This window comes from Streptomyces sp. NPDC088747 (assembly GCF_044751025.1).
Lineage (GTDB): Bacteria > Actinomycetota > Actinomycetes > Streptomycetales > Streptomycetaceae > Streptomyces.
In genome coordinates, this window is record NZ_JBIVKZ010000005.1 from 78,884 (window position 1) to 98,562 (window position 19,679).

General features: G+C 70.6%; 16 protein-coding genes. 6 read left to right on the top strand and 10 right to left on the bottom strand.

Annotation, left to right across the window (positions count from 1 at the left end; genetic code table 11):
• The first annotated feature begins 240 nt into the window (after nt 1-240).
• From ACIP79_RS13725 to ACIP79_RS13740, 4 genes are all read left to right on the top strand, one after another.
• Nucleotides 241-1,569: a DUF2252 domain-containing protein gene (locus ACIP79_RS13725; RefSeq protein ID WP_401222842.1), complete on the top strand. Its 1,329-nt coding sequence runs from the start codon at nt 241-243 to the stop codon at nt 1,567-1,569.
• Between the two features lie 67 nt (nt 1,570-1,636).
• Nucleotides 1,637-2,326, top strand: coding sequence for a hypothetical protein (locus tag ACIP79_RS13730; protein WP_401222844.1), 690 nt, complete (start codon nt 1,637-1,639; stop codon nt 2,324-2,326).
• Between the two features lie 94 nt (nt 2,327-2,420).
• Nucleotides 2,421-3,233, top strand: a complete 813-nt coding sequence (locus ACIP79_RS13735; protein ID WP_383685677.1) for a thioredoxin domain-containing protein — start codon at nt 2,421-2,423, stop codon at nt 3,231-3,233.
• Between the two features lie 258 nt (nt 3,234-3,491).
• The gene (locus tag ACIP79_RS13740) at nt 3,492-5,162 is read left to right on the top strand and encodes an alkaline phosphatase D family protein (RefSeq protein ID WP_401222846.1); all 1,671 of its coding nucleotides are present in this window, start codon (nt 3,492-3,494) and stop codon (nt 5,160-5,162) included.
• A 32-nt stretch (nt 5,163-5,194) separates the two neighbouring features.
• Here ACIP79_RS13740 and ACIP79_RS13745 read toward each other — a convergent pair whose 3' ends face one another.
• Nucleotides 5,195-5,764: a dienelactone hydrolase family protein gene (locus tag ACIP79_RS13745; RefSeq protein WP_383685673.1), complete on the bottom strand. Its 570-nt coding sequence runs from the start codon at nt 5,762-5,764 to the stop codon at nt 5,195-5,197.
• Nucleotides 5,765-5,886: 122 nt separating this feature from the next.
• Here ACIP79_RS13745 and ACIP79_RS13750 point away from each other — a divergent pair, with 122 nt between their 5' ends.
• On the top strand, nt 5,887-7,002 hold the full coding sequence (locus tag ACIP79_RS13750; protein ID WP_401222848.1) for a mechanosensitive ion channel family protein: 1,116 nt from the start codon (nt 5,887-5,889) through the stop codon (nt 7,000-7,002).
• A 558-nt stretch (nt 7,003-7,560) separates the two neighbouring features.
• On the opposite strand, the gene ACIP79_RS13755 is transcribed toward ACIP79_RS13750, so the two are convergent.
• From ACIP79_RS13755 to ACIP79_RS13775, 5 genes are all read right to left on the bottom strand, one after another.
• Nucleotides 7,561-9,153, bottom strand: coding sequence for a Na+/H+ antiporter (locus ACIP79_RS13755; RefSeq protein ID WP_401222850.1), 1,593 nt, complete (start codon nt 9,151-9,153; stop codon nt 7,561-7,563).
• Nucleotides 9,154-9,253: 100 nt separating this feature from the next.
• On the bottom strand, nt 9,254-9,721 hold the full coding sequence (locus ACIP79_RS13760; protein ID WP_401222851.1) for a GNAT family N-acetyltransferase: 468 nt from the start codon (nt 9,719-9,721) through the stop codon (nt 9,254-9,256).
• The gene (locus tag ACIP79_RS13765; RefSeq protein WP_401222853.1) at nt 9,718-10,662 is read right to left on the bottom strand and encodes an RluA family pseudouridine synthase; all 945 of its coding nucleotides are present in this window, start codon (nt 10,660-10,662) and stop codon (nt 9,718-9,720) included. The genes ACIP79_RS13760 and ACIP79_RS13765 overlap by 4 nt, the downstream gene beginning before the upstream one ends.
• 85 nt (nt 10,663-10,747) lie before the next feature.
• A complete protein-coding gene (lspA, locus tag ACIP79_RS13770) occupies nt 10,748-11,443 on the bottom strand; it encodes a signal peptidase II (RefSeq protein WP_401222854.1) in 696 nt (231 codons plus the stop codon).
• A 99-nt stretch (nt 11,444-11,542) separates the two neighbouring features.
• Nucleotides 11,543-12,538: a TraR/DksA C4-type zinc finger protein gene (locus ACIP79_RS13775; RefSeq protein WP_401222856.1), complete on the bottom strand. Its 996-nt coding sequence runs from the start codon at nt 12,536-12,538 to the stop codon at nt 11,543-11,545.
• Between the two features lie 606 nt (nt 12,539-13,144).
• Here ACIP79_RS13775 and ileS point away from each other — a divergent pair.
• The gene (gene ileS / locus ACIP79_RS13780; RefSeq protein ID WP_401222857.1) at nt 13,145-16,288 is read left to right on the top strand and encodes an isoleucine--tRNA ligase; all 3,144 of its coding nucleotides are present in this window, start codon (nt 13,145-13,147) and stop codon (nt 16,286-16,288) included.
• A gap of 261 nt (nt 16,289-16,549) precedes the next feature.
• Here ileS and ACIP79_RS13785 read toward each other — a convergent pair whose 3' ends face one another.
• The 4 genes from ACIP79_RS13785 to ACIP79_RS13800 form a co-directional block, all read right to left on the bottom strand.
• The gene (locus tag ACIP79_RS13785) at nt 16,550-17,791 is read right to left on the bottom strand and encodes a DivIVA domain-containing protein (RefSeq protein WP_401222859.1); all 1,242 of its coding nucleotides are present in this window, start codon (nt 17,789-17,791) and stop codon (nt 16,550-16,552) included.
• 46 nt (nt 17,792-17,837) lie between these two features.
• A complete protein-coding gene (locus tag ACIP79_RS13790) occupies nt 17,838-18,122 on the bottom strand; it encodes a YggT family protein (RefSeq protein ID WP_028803186.1) in 285 nt (94 codons plus the stop codon).
• 62 nt (nt 18,123-18,184) lie between these two features.
• On the bottom strand, nt 18,185-18,826 hold the full coding sequence (locus ACIP79_RS13795; protein ID WP_383681456.1) for a cell division protein SepF: 642 nt from the start codon (nt 18,824-18,826) through the stop codon (nt 18,185-18,187).
• A gap of 129 nt (nt 18,827-18,955) precedes the next feature.
• Nucleotides 18,956-19,675 (bottom strand): YggS family pyridoxal phosphate-dependent enzyme, encoded by a 720-nt coding sequence (locus tag ACIP79_RS13800; protein WP_401222861.1) that lies wholly within the window; start codon nt 19,673-19,675, stop codon nt 18,956-18,958.
• Between the last annotated feature and the right edge of the window lie 4 nt (nt 19,676-19,679).

Sequence of the window (19,679 nt, forward strand, 5' to 3'; positions counted from 1 at the left end):
GACAGCGTCGAAGTCTATGCCGGTGCGCTGACACTCCGCGGGCGGTCCCGCGTACCTTCGTGCGGGTACTCGTGAAGAGAGCGCGTACCCGTGCGGAACGCGTGCTCGTGGAGAGCGCGCGTACTCGTCCGGGGGATCCGGGCACTCCGGCGTTCCGTCGCCCGTTGGAAGTGGACGGGACACCGGTCCCGAAGCCTGTCCCACACGTCAAGCACCACCTGCACCAGGAGGCACCCAGCGATGTCGGTCCCGCAGCTCAGCGACGAGCAACGCGGCGAGCAGATCCTCGCCGTCTTCGACACCGCCTTCGGCGAGCTCCTGGCCGCCGACCCGGCCGCGTTCCGCGTGAAGTTCCGGAAGATGGCGGCCTCCGCCTTCGCCTTCTACCGCGGCACGGCGGGCCTCTTCTACCACGACCTGGAGCAGGAGCGGCGGGGCGGCCCCTACCTCGACGAGCGCACCTCGCGCGTGTGGATCCACGGCGACCTGCACGCCGAGAACTTCGGCACGTACATGGACGCCCAGGGCCGCCTGATCTTCAACGTGAACGACTTCGACGAGGCCTACGTCGGACCCTTCACCTGGGACCTCAAGCGCCTCGCGGCATCCCTGGCGCTGATCGGCTACGCGAAGGCGCTCAGCGACGAGCAGATCTCCGGCCTGGTGGGTACCTTCGCCGCCGCCTACCGCGAGCGGATCCACGCCCTGGCCACCGGCGCCAAGAGCGACGAGGTGCCGCCCTTCACGCTGGACACCGCCGATGGCCCGCTGCTGGACGCGTTGCGTGACGCCCGTTCGCTGACCCGCTTCGCGCTGCTCGACTCGATGACCGAGATCCGTGACTTCGAGCGCCGTTTCGCGCCCGGCGGCGGCTCCATCGAGCTGGACGCGGCGACCCGCTACAAGGTCCTGGCGGCCTTCGACGGCTATCTGGAGACGCTGCCGGAGTCCTCGCTGACCCGCCCCGACTCCTACCGCGTGAAGGACGTCGTCGGCCGCCGCGGCATCGGCATCGGCTCGGCGGGCCTCCCCTCGTACAACATCCTCCTGGAGGGCAACAGCGACGCCCTGGAGAACGATGTGGTGATCTACATCAAGCAGGCCCAGACCCCCGCCGTCTCCCGGCACATCACGGACTCCTCGATCCGCGAGTACTTCCAGCACGAGGGCCACCGCACGGTGATCTCGCAGCGCGCCCTCCAGGCGCACGCCGACCCGTGGCTCGGCTGGACCGAGCTGGACGGCTCGGGCCAGCTCGTCGCCGAGGTGTCGCCGTACGCGGTGGACCTGGACTGGGGCGACATCGACGACCCGGAGGAGATCGCCGCGGTCGTCGCCGACCTGGGCCGGTCCACGGCCACGATGCACGCGGCGGCGGACGACGAGAGCGGCCACTCGGAGCTGGTGCCCTTCTCCACGGAGCGGGCCATCGACGCGGCGATCGCGGCCGACGAGGACGGTTTCGCCGGCCTCCTGGTGGACTTCGCGCACAGCTACGGCGCACGGGCGCGCGCCGACCACCAGATCTTCGTGGACCTGTTCCGTAACGGACGGATTCCGGGTCTGTAGCGCGGGGGCAACTCACAGAGACCCTTTAGGGGTCCCTTACAGGAGCACGTGACACACTCTCCCCGCTATGGACATATCCGGGACCCACCTCAGAGCCGTTCGCGCGGTGCTGTTCACGGCCATGGTCGTGACACTCAGCACCGCGTCGCACGTGCTGCTGTCGCGGGTCCCGCTGCCGATGGGGACGGTGGCCGTGATCGCCGCCGCCGTCTTCGTCCTCGCCTACGCCCTGGGGGGCCGCGAGCGCGGCTTCGGCCGCATCGCCGCCCTGCTGATCCCGCTGGAGCTGGCCGCCGACACCGTCTTCACCGCGGGCCAGCACGTCTGTTACGGCAGGGCGGGCGGCCCGGTCGCGGGCCCGCTGCGCTCGGTCGGCCTGGACCTGCTGTGCGGCGGGGGCACCGTCGGCGCCCCGCTGACCCGGGTGACCGGCACCGGAGGCGACCGCGCCGCCGCCCTGCTCACCCACGCCGACGCGTCCGCCGCCTGGCTGCTGCTCGGCGCGCACGTCGGTGTCGGACTCCTCGCCGCCGCCTGGCTGCGCCGCGGCGAGCGGGCGCTCGAGCAGTTGCTGCGCGCGGCCGGCGCGGCCACCTTCCGGCCGCTGCTGATCGCGGTCGCCGCGGTGACCGTGCGGCTGCTCGCTCCGGTACGCCGGCTGCCCCGCCCCACCCGCGCGGCGGTCACCGCCCGCACCCGCCTGTTCGTGCACTCCCTGGGACGGCGCGGACCGCCGAGTTCCGTCGCTTTCGCGTGACCGAGCCCGCCTGAGCGACAGCACCCGAGCACCAGCAGTCCCCCATACGTGTCCCGCATACGACGTGTGCGCGTCCCATCTGGAGATCACCGATATGAGCCAGCGGAACAGCAAGGCCGCGAAGACGGCCGCCCGTGAGCGTCTGCGCGTCGAGCGTGAGCGCCAGGCCAAGCGCGACAAGATCAAGCGCCAGGTCATCGTGGCCTGCTCCATAGTCGGCGTCCTCGCGATAGCCGGCGGCATAAGCTACGCGGTCGTCCAGGGCAACAAGCCCGACTACTGGGAGGCCGCGAAGGACGACAAGCTCGTCAAGCCCGCCAACACCACGGGCACGAACGGCACGACCGTCGTCGTCGGCAAGAGCACCGCGAAGAAGACCCTCGAAATGTACGAGGACCCGCGCTGCCCGATCTGCGCCCAGTTCGAGCAGACGGTCGGCGCGACCGTCGACAAGGGCATCGAGGCCGGCGACTACAAGGTCCAGTACATCGGCGCCACCTTCCTCGACAACAGCCTGACCGGCGAGGGCTCGAAGAACGCGCTCAGCGCCCTGGGCGCCGCGCTGAACGTCAGCCCCGAGGCGTTCCTCGAGTACAAGACCGCGCTGTACTCGTCGAAGTGGCACCCCGAGGAGTCCGACGACAAGTTCAAGAAGGACTCCTACCTCATCGAGGTGGCGGACACCGTCTCCGCGCTGAAGGGCAACACCAAGTTCCAGACGGCCGTCAAGAACGGCACCTACGACAAGTGGGCGCTGGAGATGTCCTCGAAGTTCGACGACAGCGGGGTGCAGGGCACGCCCACCCTGAAGATGGACGGCAAGACGCTCACCGGCTCCGACGGCCAGAACGCCCCCATGACGGTGGCCGACTTCACCACGGCGATCGACGCGGCGCTCAAGGCCTGACCGGCCTGGACGGGCCGAGACCCTGACGGCCCGAGACCGTGACGGGTGCGGCAGCGGCGGGCTCGGCTGCGGCGGCCTCCGCGTGGGCCGGGCAGGGGCGGCCTCCGCGCGGATCCGGCAGTAGCGGCCACCGCGCGGTGCCCGGCACCCGACGGGCCAGGCGCTCCCGTGAATTGACGGGTCCGGCAGTCGAAGAGCGGGCGAACTTTTCGGAGTTCGCCCGCTCCCGTCTCGTACTGGCCGGTAACCTGCTCGCTCGTGACCAGTCGCCTCAGATCATCCGATTCCCCCGGCGCCCCCGACTCCCGCGCCCCGCGCCGCCGTACGGTCGTCAAGGCCGCGGCCGCCACCGCCGTCCTCGCGGCCCCGCTCGCAGCATCCCTGCCGGCCCGCGCCGCCACCGAGACCCCCGCCTTCCTGCACGGCGTCGCCTCCGGCGATCCGCTGCCCGACGGCATTCTGCTGTGGACCCGGGTGACGCCCACCTCCGAGGCAGTACCCGGCTCCGGGCTCGGCCCGGACACCGAGGTGACCTGGACCGTCGCCACGGACAAGGCGTTCGGCACCGTCGTCGCCAAAGGTTCCGTCACCGCGTCCGCGGCCACCGACCACACCGTGAAGGCGGACATCCGCGGCCTGCGACCGGCCACGGACTACTGGTTCCGCTTCTCGGCGGGCGGCGCCGAGTCGCCCGCCGCCCGCGCCCGCACCGCCCCCGCGGCCGACGCCGCCGTGAGCGGCCTGCGCTTCGGCGTGGTCTCCTGCGCCAACTGGGAGGCGGGCTACTTCTCCTCGTACCGGCATCTCGCCGCCCGCGGCGACCTCGACGCCTGGCTGCACCTCGGCGACTACATCTACGAGTACGCGGCGGGCGAGTACGGCACCCGCGACACCGTCGTACGCCCGCACGCCCCGGCCCACGAGATCACCACCCTCGCCGACTACCGCGTCCGGCACGGGCGTTACAAGACCGACCCCGACCTTCAGGCGCTGCACGCGGCGGCCCCCGTCGTCGCGATCTGGGACGACCACGAGTTCGCCAACGACGCCTGGTCGGGCGGCGCCGAGAACCACACGGAGGGCACGGAGGGCGCCTGGTCCGCACGCCAGGCCGCCGCGAAGCAGGCCTACTTCGAGTGGATGCCGGTCCGCCCGGCGATCGCGGGCACCACCTACCGCCGCCTGCGCTTCGGCAGGCTCGCCGACCTCTCGCTGCTGGACCTGCGCTCCTTCCGCTCGCAGCAGGCGTCCACGGGCAGCGGCTCGGTCGACGACCCGGAGCGTACGATCACCGGCCGGGCGCAGCTCGACTGGCTGAAGTCGGGACTCAAGTCCTCGGACACCACCTGGCGGCTGGTCGGCAACTCGGTGATGATCTCGCCGTTCGCCATCGGCTCGCTCGGCGCCGGTATCCTCAAGCCGCTCGCGGAGCTGCTCGGCCTTCCCAAGGAGGGCCTGGCCCTCAACACCGACCAGTGGGACGGCTACACGGACGACCGCCGCGAGATCCTGGCCCACCTGCGGTCCAACGCGATCCGCAACACCGTCTTCCTGACCGGCGACATCCACATGGCCTGGGCCAACGACGTGCCGGTCGACGCCGGCACGTACCCGCTGTCCCCGTCCGCCGCCACGGAGTTCGTCGTCACCTCGGTGACCTCCGACAACCTCGACGACATCCTCAAGGTCTCCGAGGGCTCCGTGTCGGCCGTCGCGGAGCCGGTCATCCGCCTCGCCAACCGGCACGTCCACTGGGTCGACACCGACCGCCACGGCTACGGCGTCCTGGACATCACCGCCGACCGCGCGCAGATGGACTACTACGTGCTCTCCGACCGCACGAAGGCGAACGCGACCTCTTCCTGGGCCCGTTCGTACCGCACGCGCAACGGCACGCAGAAGGTGGAGCGCACGTACGACCCCGTGTGACGGGAGCGCCGGGCCCTTCGCGTGGCCGCCGGCTACAGGGTGTCGAGGAAGCCGAGCGCCACCTTCCAGGTGGCCTCGGCGGCCTCGGCGTCGTAGTCGGGCAGGTCGGGGTCGGTGTACAAGTGCCCGGCGCCCGCGTACCGGTAGACCTCCACGTCGGCTCCGGCCCTGCCCATCTGGAGATACCAGGAGCTCAGCCAGTCGTCCGTCTCGAAGGCGTCGGGCTCGGCGACGTGCAGCTGGACGGGCAGGTCGTCCACCGAGGCGTTCTCCGCGATGTCCGACGTGCCGTGCAGGAGCAGCAGGCCGCGGGCCTTCTCGTCGCCGAGCGCGAGGGTCTGCGCGACGGAGGCGCCGAGCGAGAACCCCGCGTACACCACACCGCGGTCGGAGTAGGGCGCGGCGGCCAGCACCGCGCGCCTCAGCAGCTCGTCCTTGCCGATCCCGTCGTTGAAGGCCATGCCCTCCTCCACGGTCTCGAAGGTGTGCCCCTCGAAGAGGTCGGGAGTCCACACCTCGTGGCCCGCCGCCCGCAGCCGGTCCGCCGCGGCGCCCACCGCGGGCCGGAGCCCGTAGGTCGAGTGAAAGAGCATGATGTTCATGGGTCCCATGGTGCCAGCCCGCACCGACAACGCCCGATCGGGCCTGGACCGGCCACGCGATACCCCGGACCGGGCCAAGAACACATGTTCATGTGCCCCCGGGGCCGGTTACGGTCTCAGGCATGGAGAACGTACTGCGCCCTCTGATCGTCCTCGGCGGCTCGGTCGTGCTCACGCTGCTCATCGGGTGGGCCGTCGACCTACTGCTGCGGCGGGCCGACGCCCGGCGCGGCGAGCGCAGCCTCTGGGGGCTGCTGCGCGGCGCCCGCATCCCCTTCCAGCTCGTGCTGTGCGTGGCCCTGCTCAGAGGCTCCTACGACCAGGCCCACATCGCCCGTGAACACTCGGCCGGCACCGGCCGGATCCTGTCGCTGGTCCTCATCGGGTCCACGGCCTGGCTGGTCGTGCGGATAGCGGGGGCGATCGTGGAGACCTCGTACTCCCGCTACGCGAACGCCCACCGCGACCCGGCGCGGGTCCGCCGGGTGCGCACCCAGGTGACCCTGATCCAGCGTGTCGTCTCGGCGATCGTGGGCGTGGTGGCGGTCGCCGCGATGCTGCTCACGTTCCCGGCGATGCGCGCGGCCGGTGCCTCCCTGCTGGCCTCGGCCGGCATCCTCGGCATCGTCGCCGGTGTCGCCGCCCAGTCCACGCTCGCCAACATGTTCGCCGGACTGCAGATCGCCTTCGGCGACATGGTGCGCCTCGGCGACACGGTCGTGGTGGACGGCGAGTGGGGCACGGTCGACGAGATCACCCTCACGTTCCTGACGGTACGGACGTGGGACGAGCGCCGGATCACCATGCCGGTCTCGTACTTCGTCTCCAAGCCCTTCGAGAACTGGTCGCGCGGCAGCGCCCAGATGACCGGCATCGTCTTCTTCCAGGTCGACCACTCCGCCCCCGTGGAGGCGATGCGCGAGCAGTTGCGGGACATCCTGCACGACTGCCCGGCCTGGGACGGCCGCGACTACGGACTGGCGGTGACGGACTCGACCCCCAACACCATGGAGGTACGCGCGCTGGTCACCGCGAAGGACGCGGACGACATCTGGACGGTACGGGTGACGGTCCGCGAGCGGTTGATCCGCTGGCTGACCGAGGAGCACCCCTACGCGCTCCCCCGCGTCAACACGGCGGACGCGCTCCTGCCGCCGAGCCGCGTCAACGGCAACGCCCCACGTCCGGACCGCCCCCGGGCCACCGAGCCGCCACGGACCGGACAGGGCCGGGGCTGACCCCAGGTGCGGAACGCGGAACGCGACACCCGCGTTCCGCACCATCGCCCCCACCGGACCCCCGTGGTCACCGGGCCTCTGTGGTCCCGGCCCCCTGTCGTCCCGCACCCCTGTCTTCACCCGGCCTCTGTGGTCACCGGGCCCCTGTCTTCACCGAGCCCGGTCGTCATCGCACCGCTGCCAGTGCCGCCCGCCCATCGACCCGCCACCCCTGCGAAAGCCGCCGAGTCCGGCCAACCCTGGACCAGCACGCAGTACCGCTTGCCGACAACGGGCTCCCTCTCGACCCGCCACCCCTGCGAAACCGCCCGAGTCCGGGTGCCCCTGGACCAGCGCGTGGTAGCGCCAGTCGACAACGCGCTCCCCCTCGACCCGCCACCCACCCATCGAACCGCCACCCCCACAAATGCCGCCCGCCCGCCGGTTCGCCGCCCTCGCGAAAGCCGCCCACCCCTCGGCCCGACACCCCACAAGCGCCGCCCGCCCGCCGGCCCGCCACTCCCGCGAAAGCCGCCCGCCCCTCAGCCCGCCACCCCCACAAGCGCCGCCCGCCCACACTCACTTCAAGCTGCGCACGTCCAGATGTCGCAGCACCCGGTCCACGATCTCCGGGTCGGCCCCGGGCTCGCCGCGCGCGGACAGCATCTCGTGCCGGGCCGCGCTGAGCATCTCCTCCTGGACGCGCCGGAACCTCTTGATCCGTTCGACCCGCTGCTGGTGCCGCTCGCGGCGCTCGTCGTCGGCCACCCCCAGGTCCGGGCTGATCCGCAGCCCGATGTCGAGGGCCCGGCGCCGGAGCTGCTCGGACAGCTCGTCCGGCAGCTCCTCCGCCGCCTCGATCTCCTTCAGCCTCGTCCGCGCGGCCTTCGCCGCCCGGACCGCGAGCTCCCTCTCGAAGGCCATCTCGCTCTTGGTGTCGGCCTGCACGCCGAGCCTCTTGACGAGCCAGGGCAGCGTCAGCCCCTGGACCAGGAGCGTCGCCATGATCACCCCGAACGCGATGAACACGATCACGTCCCGGTTCGGGAAGGGCGACCCGTCGTCCGTCTTCAGCGGGATCGCCAGCGCCAGGGCCACCGAGGCCACCCCGCGCATTCCCGACCACCACATCACGACGGTCTCCCGCCAGGTGATCGGGATGTCCTCGTCGTAGTCCCGCTTGGCGTGCAGCCGTTTGGTCAGCCAGGTCGCCGGCAGCAGCCACGCGAGGCGTACGAACACGACGACGCCGACGATGGCGGCGGCCCAGCCCAGCATCTCGCCCCACCGGCCGGACGCGGTGTTGATCGCGTTGTGCAGTTCGAGCCCGATCAGCCCGAACGCCACGCCGGTGACCAGCGTGTCCACCACGTCCCAGAACGACTGCCCGGCGAGCCGGATCAGGACGTCGTCGGCATCGGTGGCGTACTCGGCGAGGAACAGCGCGGTGATGAGCACCGCGAGCACCCCGGAGCCGTGCAGTTCCTCGGCCAGTACGTAGGAGGCGAACGGTACGAGCAGGGTCAGGCCGATGTGCAGGGTGGCGTCGTCCAGCAGACCCATCAGCTTGTTCGTGCCCCAGCCGAGGGCGAGTCCCACGGCGAGCGCGATGACGGCGGACAGGACGAAGTCGAGGCCCGCCCGCCACGGTGAGAAGCTGCCGCTGACGGCCGCGGCGATCGCGACGTGGTAGAGCACGATGGCCGTCACGTCGTTGAAGAGGCCCTCCCCCTCCAGGGTCGACACCAGTCGGCGCGGCAGCCCGAGCTGTCCCGCGACGGCGGTGGCGGCGACCGGGTCGGGAGGCGCGACGAGGGCGCCGAGCGCCACCGCCGCGGCGATCGGCAGACCGGGCACGATCGCGCTCGCGACCACGGCAACGACGGCGGTGGTGACGAACACCAGCGCCACGGCCAGCAGGAAGATCGGCCGCTTGTTGGCCGCGAACTGTCTCCACGAGGTCCGCCGCACCGCGGCGTAGAGCAGGGGCGGCAGCAGCGCGGGCAGGATCAGGTCGGGCGGGATATCCACGTTGGGGACGAAGTCCAGCAGGGCGAGGACGATCCCGAGGAGCGTCATCAGCACCGGCGCGGGCAGCCCCAGCCGATTACCCACCGGGACACTGAGGATGGCCCCGAGCAACAGCGCGAACAACAGGGCCAGCTGATCCACGGTCAACACTCCGGCCAGGTCGGGGAGATCAGGGAAGATCCAGACCCCCAGCGTGCCACGCCGCTACGACAATGCGCCGACGACAGTCTCGCGGCCGGGCTCAGAGCTCTCGGCGCATCGCCAGGTGCGCGATCCCGGCGTCCGGGAACTCCGCGCCGTAGGCCACGTACCCGAGCCGCTCGTAGAACCCGAGCGCGTGCGTCTGCGCGTGCAGGTCCACCGCGGCCAGTCCACGCGCGCGTGCCGCGTCCTCGATGGCGCGTACGAGCGCGACACCGACGCCGAGCCCACGCGCCTCCCGCTTCACGGCGAGCCGTCCGAGCGAGCCGACCGTCAGGTCACCGTCGGTCTTCGCCGCGGCGGCTTCGCCGTACAGGAGCCGGCCCGTGCCCAGCGGCAGCCCGTCGTCACGGACGGCGAGCACGTGCAGGGCCCCGTCGTCGTACGCGTCGTACTCGATGTCCTCGGGCACACCCTGCTCGCCGACGAAGACCTCCTTGCGCACCGCGAAGCACGCCTCGCGGTCGGCGGCGTCCTCGGCGACCCGCACGGTGTACGACCCACTCACGCGTTGCTCTCCTCACGGACCTTGTCGAGGGCCTTGCGCAGGTCCTCGGGGTATTCGCTCGCGAACTCCACCCACTGGCCGTCACCGGGGTGCTCGAAGCCGAGCCGCACCGCGTGCAGCCACTGGCGGGTGAGGCCGAGCCGCTTGCCCAGCGTCGGGTCCGCGCCGTAGGTCAGGTCGCCCACACAGGGGTGCCGGTGGGCGGACATGTGGACGCGGATCTGGTGCGTGCGCCCGGTCTCCAGCTTGATGTCGAGGAGGCTGGCGGAGCGGAACGCCTCGATGAGGTCGTAGTGCGTGACCGAGGGCTTGCCCTCCGCCGTCACGGCCCACTTGTAGTCGTGGTTCGGATGGCGCCCGATCGGGGCGTCGATCGTGCCGCTCATCGGGTCCGGGTGGCCCTGGACCAGCGCGTGGTAGCGCTTGTCGACGACGCGCTCCTTGAACTGCCGCTTCAGCGACGTGTACGCGCGCTCCGACTTGGCCACCACCATCAGGCCCGAGGTGCCGACGTCGAGCCGGTGCACGATGCCCTGGCGCTCGGCGGCACCGGAGGTCGAGATCCGGTAGCCCGCGGCGGCGAGGCCGCCGATGACGGTGGTCCCGGTCCAGCCGGGGCTGGGGTGCGCGGCGACACCGACGGGCTTGACGATCATGACGATGTCGTCGTCGTCATGGATGATCTCCATGCCCTCGACGGGCTCCGCGACGATCTGCACGGGCGCGGGCGCCTGCGGCATCTCGACTTCCAGCCAGGCACCGCCGTGCACCCGCTCCGACTTGCCGACCACCGAGCCGTCGACCATGACCTTCCCCGCCGCGGCCAGCTCGGCGGCCTTCGTGCGGGAGAAGCCGAACATACGGGAGATGGCGGCGTCGACACGCTCGCCCTCCAGACCGTCGGGCACGGGCAGGTTGCGGATCTCGGGAACGGTACTCACCCGTCGAGTATGCCGGACGGGCCGGACACCGCCCGACCACGGCCCGAACGTCAGTGCGCTCCCAGGACGCCGTACGCCCGCCCGCTCAGCCCTTGTGGACGGTCCCGTCCGGGTCGAGGCCGCGGAAGGACAGCAGCACGATCAGGATGCCGCCGCAGACGATCGCCGAGTCGGCCAGGTTGAAGACGGCGAAGTGCTTGGGCGCGATGAAGTCGACGACCGCGCCCTCGAAGACGCCCGGCGAGCGGAAGATCCGGTCGGTCAGGTTCCCCAGCGCGCCGCCCAGCAGCAGGCCGAGCGCGATCGCCCAGGGCAGGCTGTAGAGCTTGCGCGCGAGCCGTGCGATCACCACGATGACGGCCGCCGCGATCACCGTGAAGATGATGGTGAAGGCCTCGCCGAGCCCGAAGGCCGCACCGGCGTTGCGGATGGCCTCGAACTTCAGCCAGTCCCCGATGACCTCGATCGAGTCGTGGTGCTCCAGCTTCGCGACCACGATCATCTTGCTGACGAGGTCGAGGAGGTACGCCAGCGCGGCGACGGTGAACAGGACCGCGATCCGCCGCTTGCCCTTCGGCCGCTCCTGCGGGCTCCCGTCCTCGGCGGCGCCGGACCGCTCGGCCGCGTTCTCGCCCGCGTCCGCACCGGCCCGCCCGGCCGGGTCCGGCCCGTCCGGACCGGACCGGTCGCCCGACGCCGCGTTCTCGTCGGGCTGCTCCGGCCCGGACCCCGCCGCCCCTGGGATGTCCGGCGTACCGATGATGCGCTCCGCCTCTGCCACGTGAGTCCCTCAACCTAGGTTCCTGACTGAGGACGAGGGTACGACACACCCCCTGGCGCCCACGTGCTCAGGAGCCCTCCCGCGCCGGTCGGACGGCGATCAGTAGCGCCGCTCCTGCTTCTGCTTGCACTCGACGCACAGGGTGGCGCGCGGGAAGGCCTGCATCCGCGCCTTGCCGATGGGGTTGCCGCAGTTCTCGCAGAGCCCGTACGTGCCCGCGTCGAGCCGCTGGAGCGCCCGCTCGGTCTGCTCCAGCATCTCGCGCGCGTTGGCGTTGAGCGCCATCTCGGACTCGCGCGTGATGTTCTTGGTGCCGGTGTCCGCCTGGTCGTCGCCCGCGCCGTCGCCGGAGTCCCGCATCAGGCCCGCGAGCGCCGCCTCGGACGAGGAGATCTCGGAGCTCAGCCGCAACGCCTCGGACTGGAGCTCCGCGCGCGCCTCCGCGGCCTCCTCCGGGGTCCAGGGGTCCTCGCCGGGGCGCACCGCGAGCTCGCCGGACACCACCACCGCGGAGACCCGCGCCTTGGGGACCGGACCGGGCTTCTTCGCCGCCGTGGCCGTACCAGGAGTCTTCTTCGCAACCACCGTCGTGGCTCCCGTCGTCTTCGCGGCCTCCGCCGCGTCCTGGGCCGCGGACGCGACCGCCTTCTTCGCCGTGCCGCTGCTCTTCTTGGCGGCGCGCTTCGCACCGGCCCTCTTCGTGATGGCGCCCTGCGTGCCGGCGCCCTTCGCCGGTTCCGTCTCCCCGGGAGCGACCGCCGCCGCCGAGACCTTCTTCCCGGCGCTCTTCGCGTCCACCGCCTTCCTGGCGGTGGTCTTCCTGGCCGTGGCCTTCTTGGCAGTGACCTTCTTGGCGGCCGTCTTCGCGGCGGCCGCCTTCCCGGTCGCCTCCGTCGCCGTCCCTGCCGATTCGGCCGCGGCACTCGCCCCGGTCGGCCTCGCCGCCTTCCCGGAGGCGTTCTTCACCGGTTTCGCACCGGTCCCGGCCTCCGCCGGTGCCGCCTGCGCGCTCTTCTTTCCACCCACATCCTTGGCCGCCGGACCCGTGGAACTGCCGGACGCCGACTGCTGTACGGCGGTCTTCTTCGCCACCATGGCCGCGGCCCCTTCACATATTGTGATCACGCTCGCGAATCGTGCTGGGACGATAAATCGACTTCTGACCCACGGCAACGGGACGCACCAACGATCCGGCCGCCCCGCGGGTCCCGCGCGACGAGCCTGCATGCGTTGTGCCCAGCTCCCCGCCGGGTAATCCGTCGAGTCCGGCGTCCCGGAATCCGGAACTCGGCCCCTCGCCATTCGGGTCACCTCGCAGGCCACCGGGGCACCCCGAAAAACCGGTCGGGCGCTGTCCCCCCGGCGCCGTACACTGGGTCGAGCGAGAAGCGTGGATGGGGACGAGTAGCGGCGTAGGCGGCCAGGAGCGACCCGGGGACGGTGGAAGCCCGGGGGCGAGCGCGACGCGAAGATCACCCCGGAGCCACCGGAAGAAAGCCACCGCCCAGCGGCGAAGGCCAGTAGACCCGGTATCGCGACCCCAATGAGGGGGCTCACCGGTGCGCACAGAGCGCCGGAGGGCCAAGGAGGGTGGTACCGCGGGAGCGCGCCGCACACGGCGTCCGCGGCGGCTGCAAGGCAGCCGCTCAGGCTCTCGTCCCTCCGACGGAAGGCAGCAAGTCCGTTGGAGGAAGCTCGCTGATGACAGCGCCGACGTACCGCCAGGTGCCCGCCCAGGTCGACCTGCCCGCCCTCGAGCACGCCGTGCTCGACCTGTGGCGCGAGCAGAAGGTCTTCGCCAAGACCCTGGAGCGGTCCGAGGGCCGCCCCGAATGGGTGTTCTACGAGGGCCCGCCCACCGCGAACGGCATGCCGGGAGCCCACCACATCGAGGCGCGCGTCTTCAAGGACGTCTTCCCGCGCTTCCGCACCATGCGCGGCTACCACGTGGCCCGCAAGGCCGGCTGGGACTGCCACGGCCTCCCCGTCGAGCTGGCCGTGGAGAAGGAGCTGGGCTTCAGCGGCAAGCCGGACATCGAGACGTACGGCATCGCCGCGTTCAACGACAAGTGCCGGGAGTCCGTGACCCGCCACACCGACGCCTTCGCCGAGCTGACGACCCGCATGGGCTACTGGGTCGACCTCGACGACGCCTACCGCACGATGGACCCCGAGTACGTGGAGTCCGTGTGGTGGTCGCTCAAGGAGATCTTCAACAAGGGCCTGCTGGTCCAGGACCACCGCGTCGCCCCCTGGTGCCCGCGCTGCGGCACCGGCCTCTCCGACCACGAGCTGGCCCAGGGCTACGAGACGGTCGTCGACCCGTCCGTGTACGTCCGTTTCCCGCTCACCTCCGGTCCCCTCGCCGGCCAGGCCTCGCTCCTGGTCTGGACGACGACCCCCTGGACGCTCGTCTCCAACACCGCTGTCGCCGCCCACGCCGATGTCACCTACGTCGTGGCGACGAACGGCGAGGAGAAGCTCGTCGTCGCCGCCCCCCTCGTCGAGAAGTCCCTCGGCGAGGGCTGGGAGACCACCGGCGACTCCTTCACCGGCGCCGAGATGGAGCGTTGGACCTATCAACGTCCCTTCGAGCTGATCGAGTTCCCCACCGACGTACCCACGCACTACGTGGTGAACGCCGACTACGTGACGACCGAGGACGGCACGGGTCTGGTCCACCAGTCCCCCGCCTTCGGTGAGGACGACCTCAAGGTCTGCCGCGCGTACGGACTGCCCGTGGTGAACCCCGTCCGCCCGGACGGCACCTTCGAGGAGGACGTCCCCCTCGTGGGCGGCGTCTTCTTCAAGAAGGCGGACGAGAAGCTCACCGAGGACCTCCAGGACCGCGGACTGCTCTTCAAGCACATCCCGTACGAGCACAGCTACCCGCACTGCTGGCGCTGCCACACCGCGCTCCTCTACTACGCGCAGCCGTCCTGGTACATCCGCACCACCGCCATCAAGGACCGGCTCCTCCAGGAGAACGAGAAGACCAACTGGTTCCCGGAGTCCGTCAAGCACGGCCGCTTCGGCGACTGGCTGAACAACAACATCGACTGGGCGCTCTCCCGCAGCCGTTACTGGGGCACCCCGCTCCCCCTGTGGACCTGCGACGAGGGCCACCTCACCTGCGTCGGCTCCCGCGCGGAACTCTCCGAGCTGACCGGTACCGACCTGTCGGAACTGGACCCGCACCGCCCGTACATCGACGAGGTCACCTTCGCGTGCCCCCAGTGCCAGAGCACGGCCACCCGCGTCCCGGAGGTCATCGACGCCTGGTACGACTCGGGTTCGATGCCGTTCGCGCAGTGGGGCTACCCGTACAAGAACAAGGAGCTCTTCGAGAGCCGCTACCCGGCGCAGTTCATCTCGGAGGCCATCGACCAGACCCGCGGCTGGTTCTACACGCTGATGGCGGTCGGCACCCTCGTCTTCGACAAGTCGTCGTACGAGAACGTCGTGTGCCTGGGCCACATCCTCGCCGAGGACGGCCGCAAGATGTCCAAGCACCTGGGCAACACCCTGGACCCGATCCCGCTGATGGACCAGCACGGCGCCGACGCGGTCCGCTGGTTCATGGCGGCCGGCGGCTCCCCCTGGGCGGCACGCCGGGTGGGCCACGGCACCATCCAGGAGGTCGTCCGCAAGACCCTCCTCACGTACTGGAACACGGTCGCCTTCCAGGCCCTGTACGCCCGTACGTCCGGCTGGGCACCCAGCGAGGCGGACCCGGCCCCGGCCGACCGCCCCGTCCTGGACCGCTGGCTCCTCTCCGAGCTCCACGCGCTCACCGATCAGGTGACCCAGTCCCTGGAGGCGTACGACACCCAGCGCGCCGGAAAGCTGCTGTCGGCGTTCGTCGACGACCTGTCCAACTGGTACGTACGCCGTTCCCGCCGCCGCTTCTGGCAGGGCGACAAGGCGGCGCTGCGCACCCTGCACGAGGTCGTCGAGACCGTGACCCGCCTGATGGCCCCGCTGACCCCGTTCATCACCGAGCGGGTCTGGCAGGACCTCGTGGTGCCGGTCACCCCGGACGCCCCCGAGTCCGTACACCTGTCCTCTTGGCCGGAGGCGGACCTCTCCGTCATCGACCCGGAGCTGTCCAGGCAGATGGTGCTCGTACGCCGTCTCGTGGAGCTCGGCCGCGCCACGCGCGCGGAGTCGGGCGTCAAGACCCGTCAGCCGTTGTCCCGCGCGCTGGTCGCGGCCACGGGCTTCGAGACCCTGGACCGCGAGCTGCACGCACAGATCACCGAAGAGCTGAACGTGAGCTCGCTGGCGTCACTGAGCGACGTGGGCGGCTCCCTGGTCGACACCACGGCCAAGGCGAACTTCCGTGCCCTCGGCAAGCGCTTCGGCAAGGGCGTCCAGGCGGTGGCGAAGGCCGTGGCCGAGACCGACGCCGCCGCGCTCTCCCTCGCCCTGCGCGCGGGAACGGCCTCGGTCGAGGTCGACGGCGAGACGGTGACGCTGGCCCCGGACGAGGTGATCATCACGGAGACCCCGCGCGAGGGCTGGTCGGTGGCCTCCGACTCCGGCGCGACGGTCGCCCTCGACCTGGAGATCACCGAGGAGCTGCGCCGGGCGGGCCTCGCCCGTGACGCGATCCGGCTGATCCAGGAGGCCCGCAAGAACAGCGGCCTCGACGTGGCCGACCGCATCGCACTGCGCTGGACCGCCACGGACCCCGCCGTCCTCGCCGCCCTGGCCGAGCACTCCCAGCTCATCGCCGACGAGGTCCTCGCCACGGACTTCACCCAGGGCGAGGCCGACGACACCTACGGAACCCCGTTCACCGACGAACCCCTCTCCCTGACGTTCCGCCTCCGCAAGGAGTAACACCCCCCTTCAGCCCGCCCGGCGTTTGAGGACGAGCGCGAAGCGCGAAGGGGGGCCTGGGGGCGCAGCCCCCAGAGACGGGAAGGGAAGGGGCGGAGGGGGCGAACAACCCTCCGCCCCTTCCCGCCGGCGCACAAGAAGGCCCGGCCCACCAGAACCCTGGTGGGCCGGGCCTTCACCGTTCCGCAAAAGGGCGGGGCCCCGGGATATCCCGGGGCCCCGCCCTGAACGCTGCCGACGCCTATGGCGTACCGCTGCCCGTCAGTTGTCGTCCTCATCGATGAGGAACCCACGCATCGGCGAGGGCGCCTGCTGCATCGGCGAAGGCCCCTGCGGCCGCACCGGCGCCATCGGCTGGGTCATCGCCGGCGACATCTGCTGCTGCCCGCCGTAGGACGGCGGAACCGGAGAGGGACCGCCACCCATCTGTCCACCGCCGTAGGACGGCGCACTCGCACCGGCCGGAGCCATGGAGGGCGCGGAAGGCGACGGCAGCGACGCGGCCGCCGGAGCACGCGGCGGGGCCAGCGAGTCGTCGGCCTGGGTCTCCAGCTGACGCAGCTGGGACTCGAGGTAGGACTTCAGCCGGGTCCGGTACTCACGCTCGAAGCCGCGCAGATCCTCGACCTTGCGCTCCAGCGTGGCACGGGCGGACTCGAGGGAGCCCATCGCTACGCGGTGCTTCTCCTGGGCGTCCCGCTCCAGCGCGTCGGCCTTGGCGCGCGCGTCGCGCTCCAGACCCTCGGCACGGCTGCGGGCCTCGCCGACGATCTTGTTGGCCTCGGAACGGGCCTCGGCGATCGCCTGGTCGGCGGTCTGCTGGGCCAGCGAGAGCACACGGGCGGCGCTGTCGCCACCGGGACCCTGACCGGGCTGTCCCATCTGCGGTCCGTGACCGCCCATGGGGCCACCCATGGGTCCGCCCATCGGGCCACCCATCTGCTGCTGCATCTGCGGCTGCATCTGGCCGGGCATCTGCTGCATCTGCTGACCGGGACCGCCCATGGGGCCTTGTCCCATCGGACCCTGACCCATCGGGCCTTGTCCCATCGGACCCTGACCCATCGGGCCCTGGCCCATGGGTCCCTGACCCATCGGACCGCCCTGGCCCTGCGGACCACCCTGGCCGCTGGGTCCCGCGGGCAGCTGCGGCGCACCGCTCGGCAGCTGGGGCGGGCCGCCCATGGGGCCGCCCATCTGCTGCTGCGGCGGACCCGATATCCCGGCGGGCACGGGGCCACCCGGACCGCGCATACCCTGCGGCGGGCCCTGCTGCTGGTCCTGCTGCTCGGGCGGCTTGCGCATGCCCTGCTGCTGGTTCTGCGCAGCCGCGCGCGTGGCCGCCGCCAGTTTGGCGCGCAGGTCCTCGTTCTCTCGAAGCAGACGAGTCAGCTCGGCTTCGACCTCATCGAGGAAGGCATCGACCTCGTCCTCGTCATAGCCTTCTCGGAGGCGGACGGTCGTGAACTGCTTGTTCCGCACGTCCTCGGGGGTCAACGGCATCTCTTCACCTCAACGTAGTCGTCGGCATTCGGCAAGACCGTATCGTTCACAGCCGGCTCACGACGGAGATCAGGATGTAGACGATGATCATCAGTACGAAGAAGGACAGGTCGAGCGCCACGCCCCCGAGACGCAACGGCGGGATGAACCGCCGCAGAAGCTTGAGCGGTGGATCAGTGACAGTGTAGGTGGCCTCCAGAACGACCACCATTGCCTTGCCTGGCTGCCATGAGCGGGCGAACTGGAAGACGTAGTCCATGACCAACCGGAAGATCAGCACGATGAGGAAACACATCAGCGCGATGTAGAGAACCTGCCCGACCACGCTCATGATCCGTGCTTCCCTCTCCCCTGTTTCCGTACGTTTCCGTACCTTGACTCCGGTACTGCGTCTCAGCTCTGGTTGAAGAACCCGCCCTCTGCGATACGGGCCTTGTCCTCCGCCGTGACATCGACGTTAGCAGGCGACAACAGGAACACCTTCTGCGTCACCCGCTCGATGCTGCCGTGGAGACCAAACACCAAACCGGCCGCAAAGTCGACAAGTCGCTTCGCGTCTGTGTCATCCATCTCAGTCAGATTCATGATCACCGGGGTGCCCTCACGGAAGTGTTCCCCGATGGTACGGGCCTCGTTGTAGGTCCGGGGGTGCAATGTGGTGATCCGGTAAGGCTCTCGTTCGGACACGACCTTGGGCATGATCACCGGGGCATTCTTCTCCATGCTCTGACGTTCTTGTGTGATGGATGCCACGGGCGCGATCCGCGCCGGACGCTGGGATTCCGCGGCCAGCGAAGAGGAATGCGGCACCGGATCACGTGGCGCCGGAGGCTGCACCACTCGTACCGATTCGTCCCGTTGGGACTGATGCGCCTGGTGTGACTGGTGAGACGGCTCGTGCCGCCGCCGGTCCCGCTCGGGCTCCGGGTCGAGCTCGGGCTCGAAGTCGTCATCGGGGTCGAAGCCCCTGCCGTCGTACCCATCGTCCTCCACGAGGCCGAGGTAGACCGCCATCTTGCGCATCGCGCCGGCCATGCTCTGAGTCCTCCGCTCTGTGGTGGATCGGCTGACGAGTTGCCAAGTGCCCGCGATCCACGAGGTCGTTATGCCCGCCTTCGGCGGTAATGACCATATTTTCTGCTGTGGTCCGACTTCTTGGCGACGTTACCCGAGCCTGGGTCGGACTCCGAGTACCGCAGTACCGACGCGAACATGTGTCGCTCCGGCCGCAACGGCTTGCTCAAGGTCCGTACTCATACCTGCCGAGACCATGTTCGCAGCCGGATGGGTGCGGCGCATAGCAGTCGACAAATCCATCAGCCGCTCGAACGCCGCCTGTTGGTGCCCGGCATAGGCTCCGGTGAGCGGGGCGACGGTCATCAGCCCGTCCAGCCGGAGACCCGGAGCCCGCGCGACGAGGTCCGCCAACTCCCCGATTCCGCCGACCCCCACGCCTCCGCGCTCCCCCCGGCCGCCCTCCTCCGCGTCCAGCGCGACCTGGACGAGACACCCCACCTCGCGCTCCGCCCGCACCGCCTCCTTCGAGAGAGCCGTGACGAGCCTGGCACGGTCGACGGACTGCACCACATCCGCGTAACCGACCACGGAACGCACCTTGTTGGTCTGCAACTGACCGACGAAGTGCCACGAGAGGGGCAGATCCGAGCATTCCGCCGCTTTGGGTGCCGCGTCCTGATCCTTGTTCTCGGCGACATGACGCACACCGAGTCCGGACAGGATCCGCACATCACTGGCGGGGTAGGTCTTGGTGACCACGATCAGGGTCACCTCTTCACGCTTGCGCCCGGCGCCGACACACGCCGCGGCGATGCGCTCTTCCACTTTCGCCAGGTTTTCAGCGAGTTGAGCCTTACGGTCCGTCATGTCC

What these genes read in the sequence shown, in the direction of transcription:
- ACIP79_RS13725 (WP_401222842.1), top strand. Translation starts at nt 241, where the DNA reads ATGTCGGTCCCGCAGCTCAGCGACGAGCAACGCGGCGAGCAGATCCTC.
- ACIP79_RS13730 (WP_401222844.1), top strand. Translation starts at nt 1,637, where the DNA reads ATGGACATATCCGGGACCCACCTCAGAGCCGTTCGCGCGGTGCTGTTC.
- ACIP79_RS13735 (WP_383685677.1), top strand. Translation starts at nt 2,421, where the DNA reads ATGAGCCAGCGGAACAGCAAGGCCGCGAAGACGGCCGCCCGTGAGCGT.
- ACIP79_RS13745 (WP_383685673.1), bottom strand. Translation starts at nt 5,764, where the DNA reads ATGAACATCATGCTCTTTCACTCGACCTACGGGCTCCGGCCCGCGGTG.
- ACIP79_RS13750 (WP_401222848.1), top strand. Translation starts at nt 5,887, where the DNA reads ATGGAGAACGTACTGCGCCCTCTGATCGTCCTCGGCGGCTCGGTCGTG.
- ACIP79_RS13775 (WP_401222856.1), bottom strand. Translation starts at nt 12,538, where the DNA reads ATGGTGGCGAAGAAGACCGCCGTACAGCAGTCGGCGTCCGGCAGTTCC.
- ileS (WP_401222857.1), top strand. Translation starts at nt 13,145, where the DNA reads ATGACAGCGCCGACGTACCGCCAGGTGCCCGCCCAGGTCGACCTGCCC.
- ACIP79_RS13785 (WP_401222859.1), bottom strand. Translation starts at nt 17,791, where the DNA reads ATGCCGTTGACCCCCGAGGACGTGCGGAACAAGCAGTTCACGACCGTC.
- ACIP79_RS13790 (WP_028803186.1), bottom strand. Translation starts at nt 18,122, where the DNA reads ATGAGCGTGGTCGGGCAGGTTCTCTACATCGCGCTGATGTGTTTCCTC.
- ACIP79_RS13795 (WP_383681456.1), bottom strand. Translation starts at nt 18,826, where the DNA reads ATGGCCGGCGCGATGCGCAAGATGGCGGTCTACCTCGGCCTCGTGGAG.
- ACIP79_RS13800 (WP_401222861.1), bottom strand. Translation starts at nt 19,675, where the DNA reads ATGACGGACCGTAAGGCTCAACTCGCTGAAAACCTGGCGAAAGTGGAA.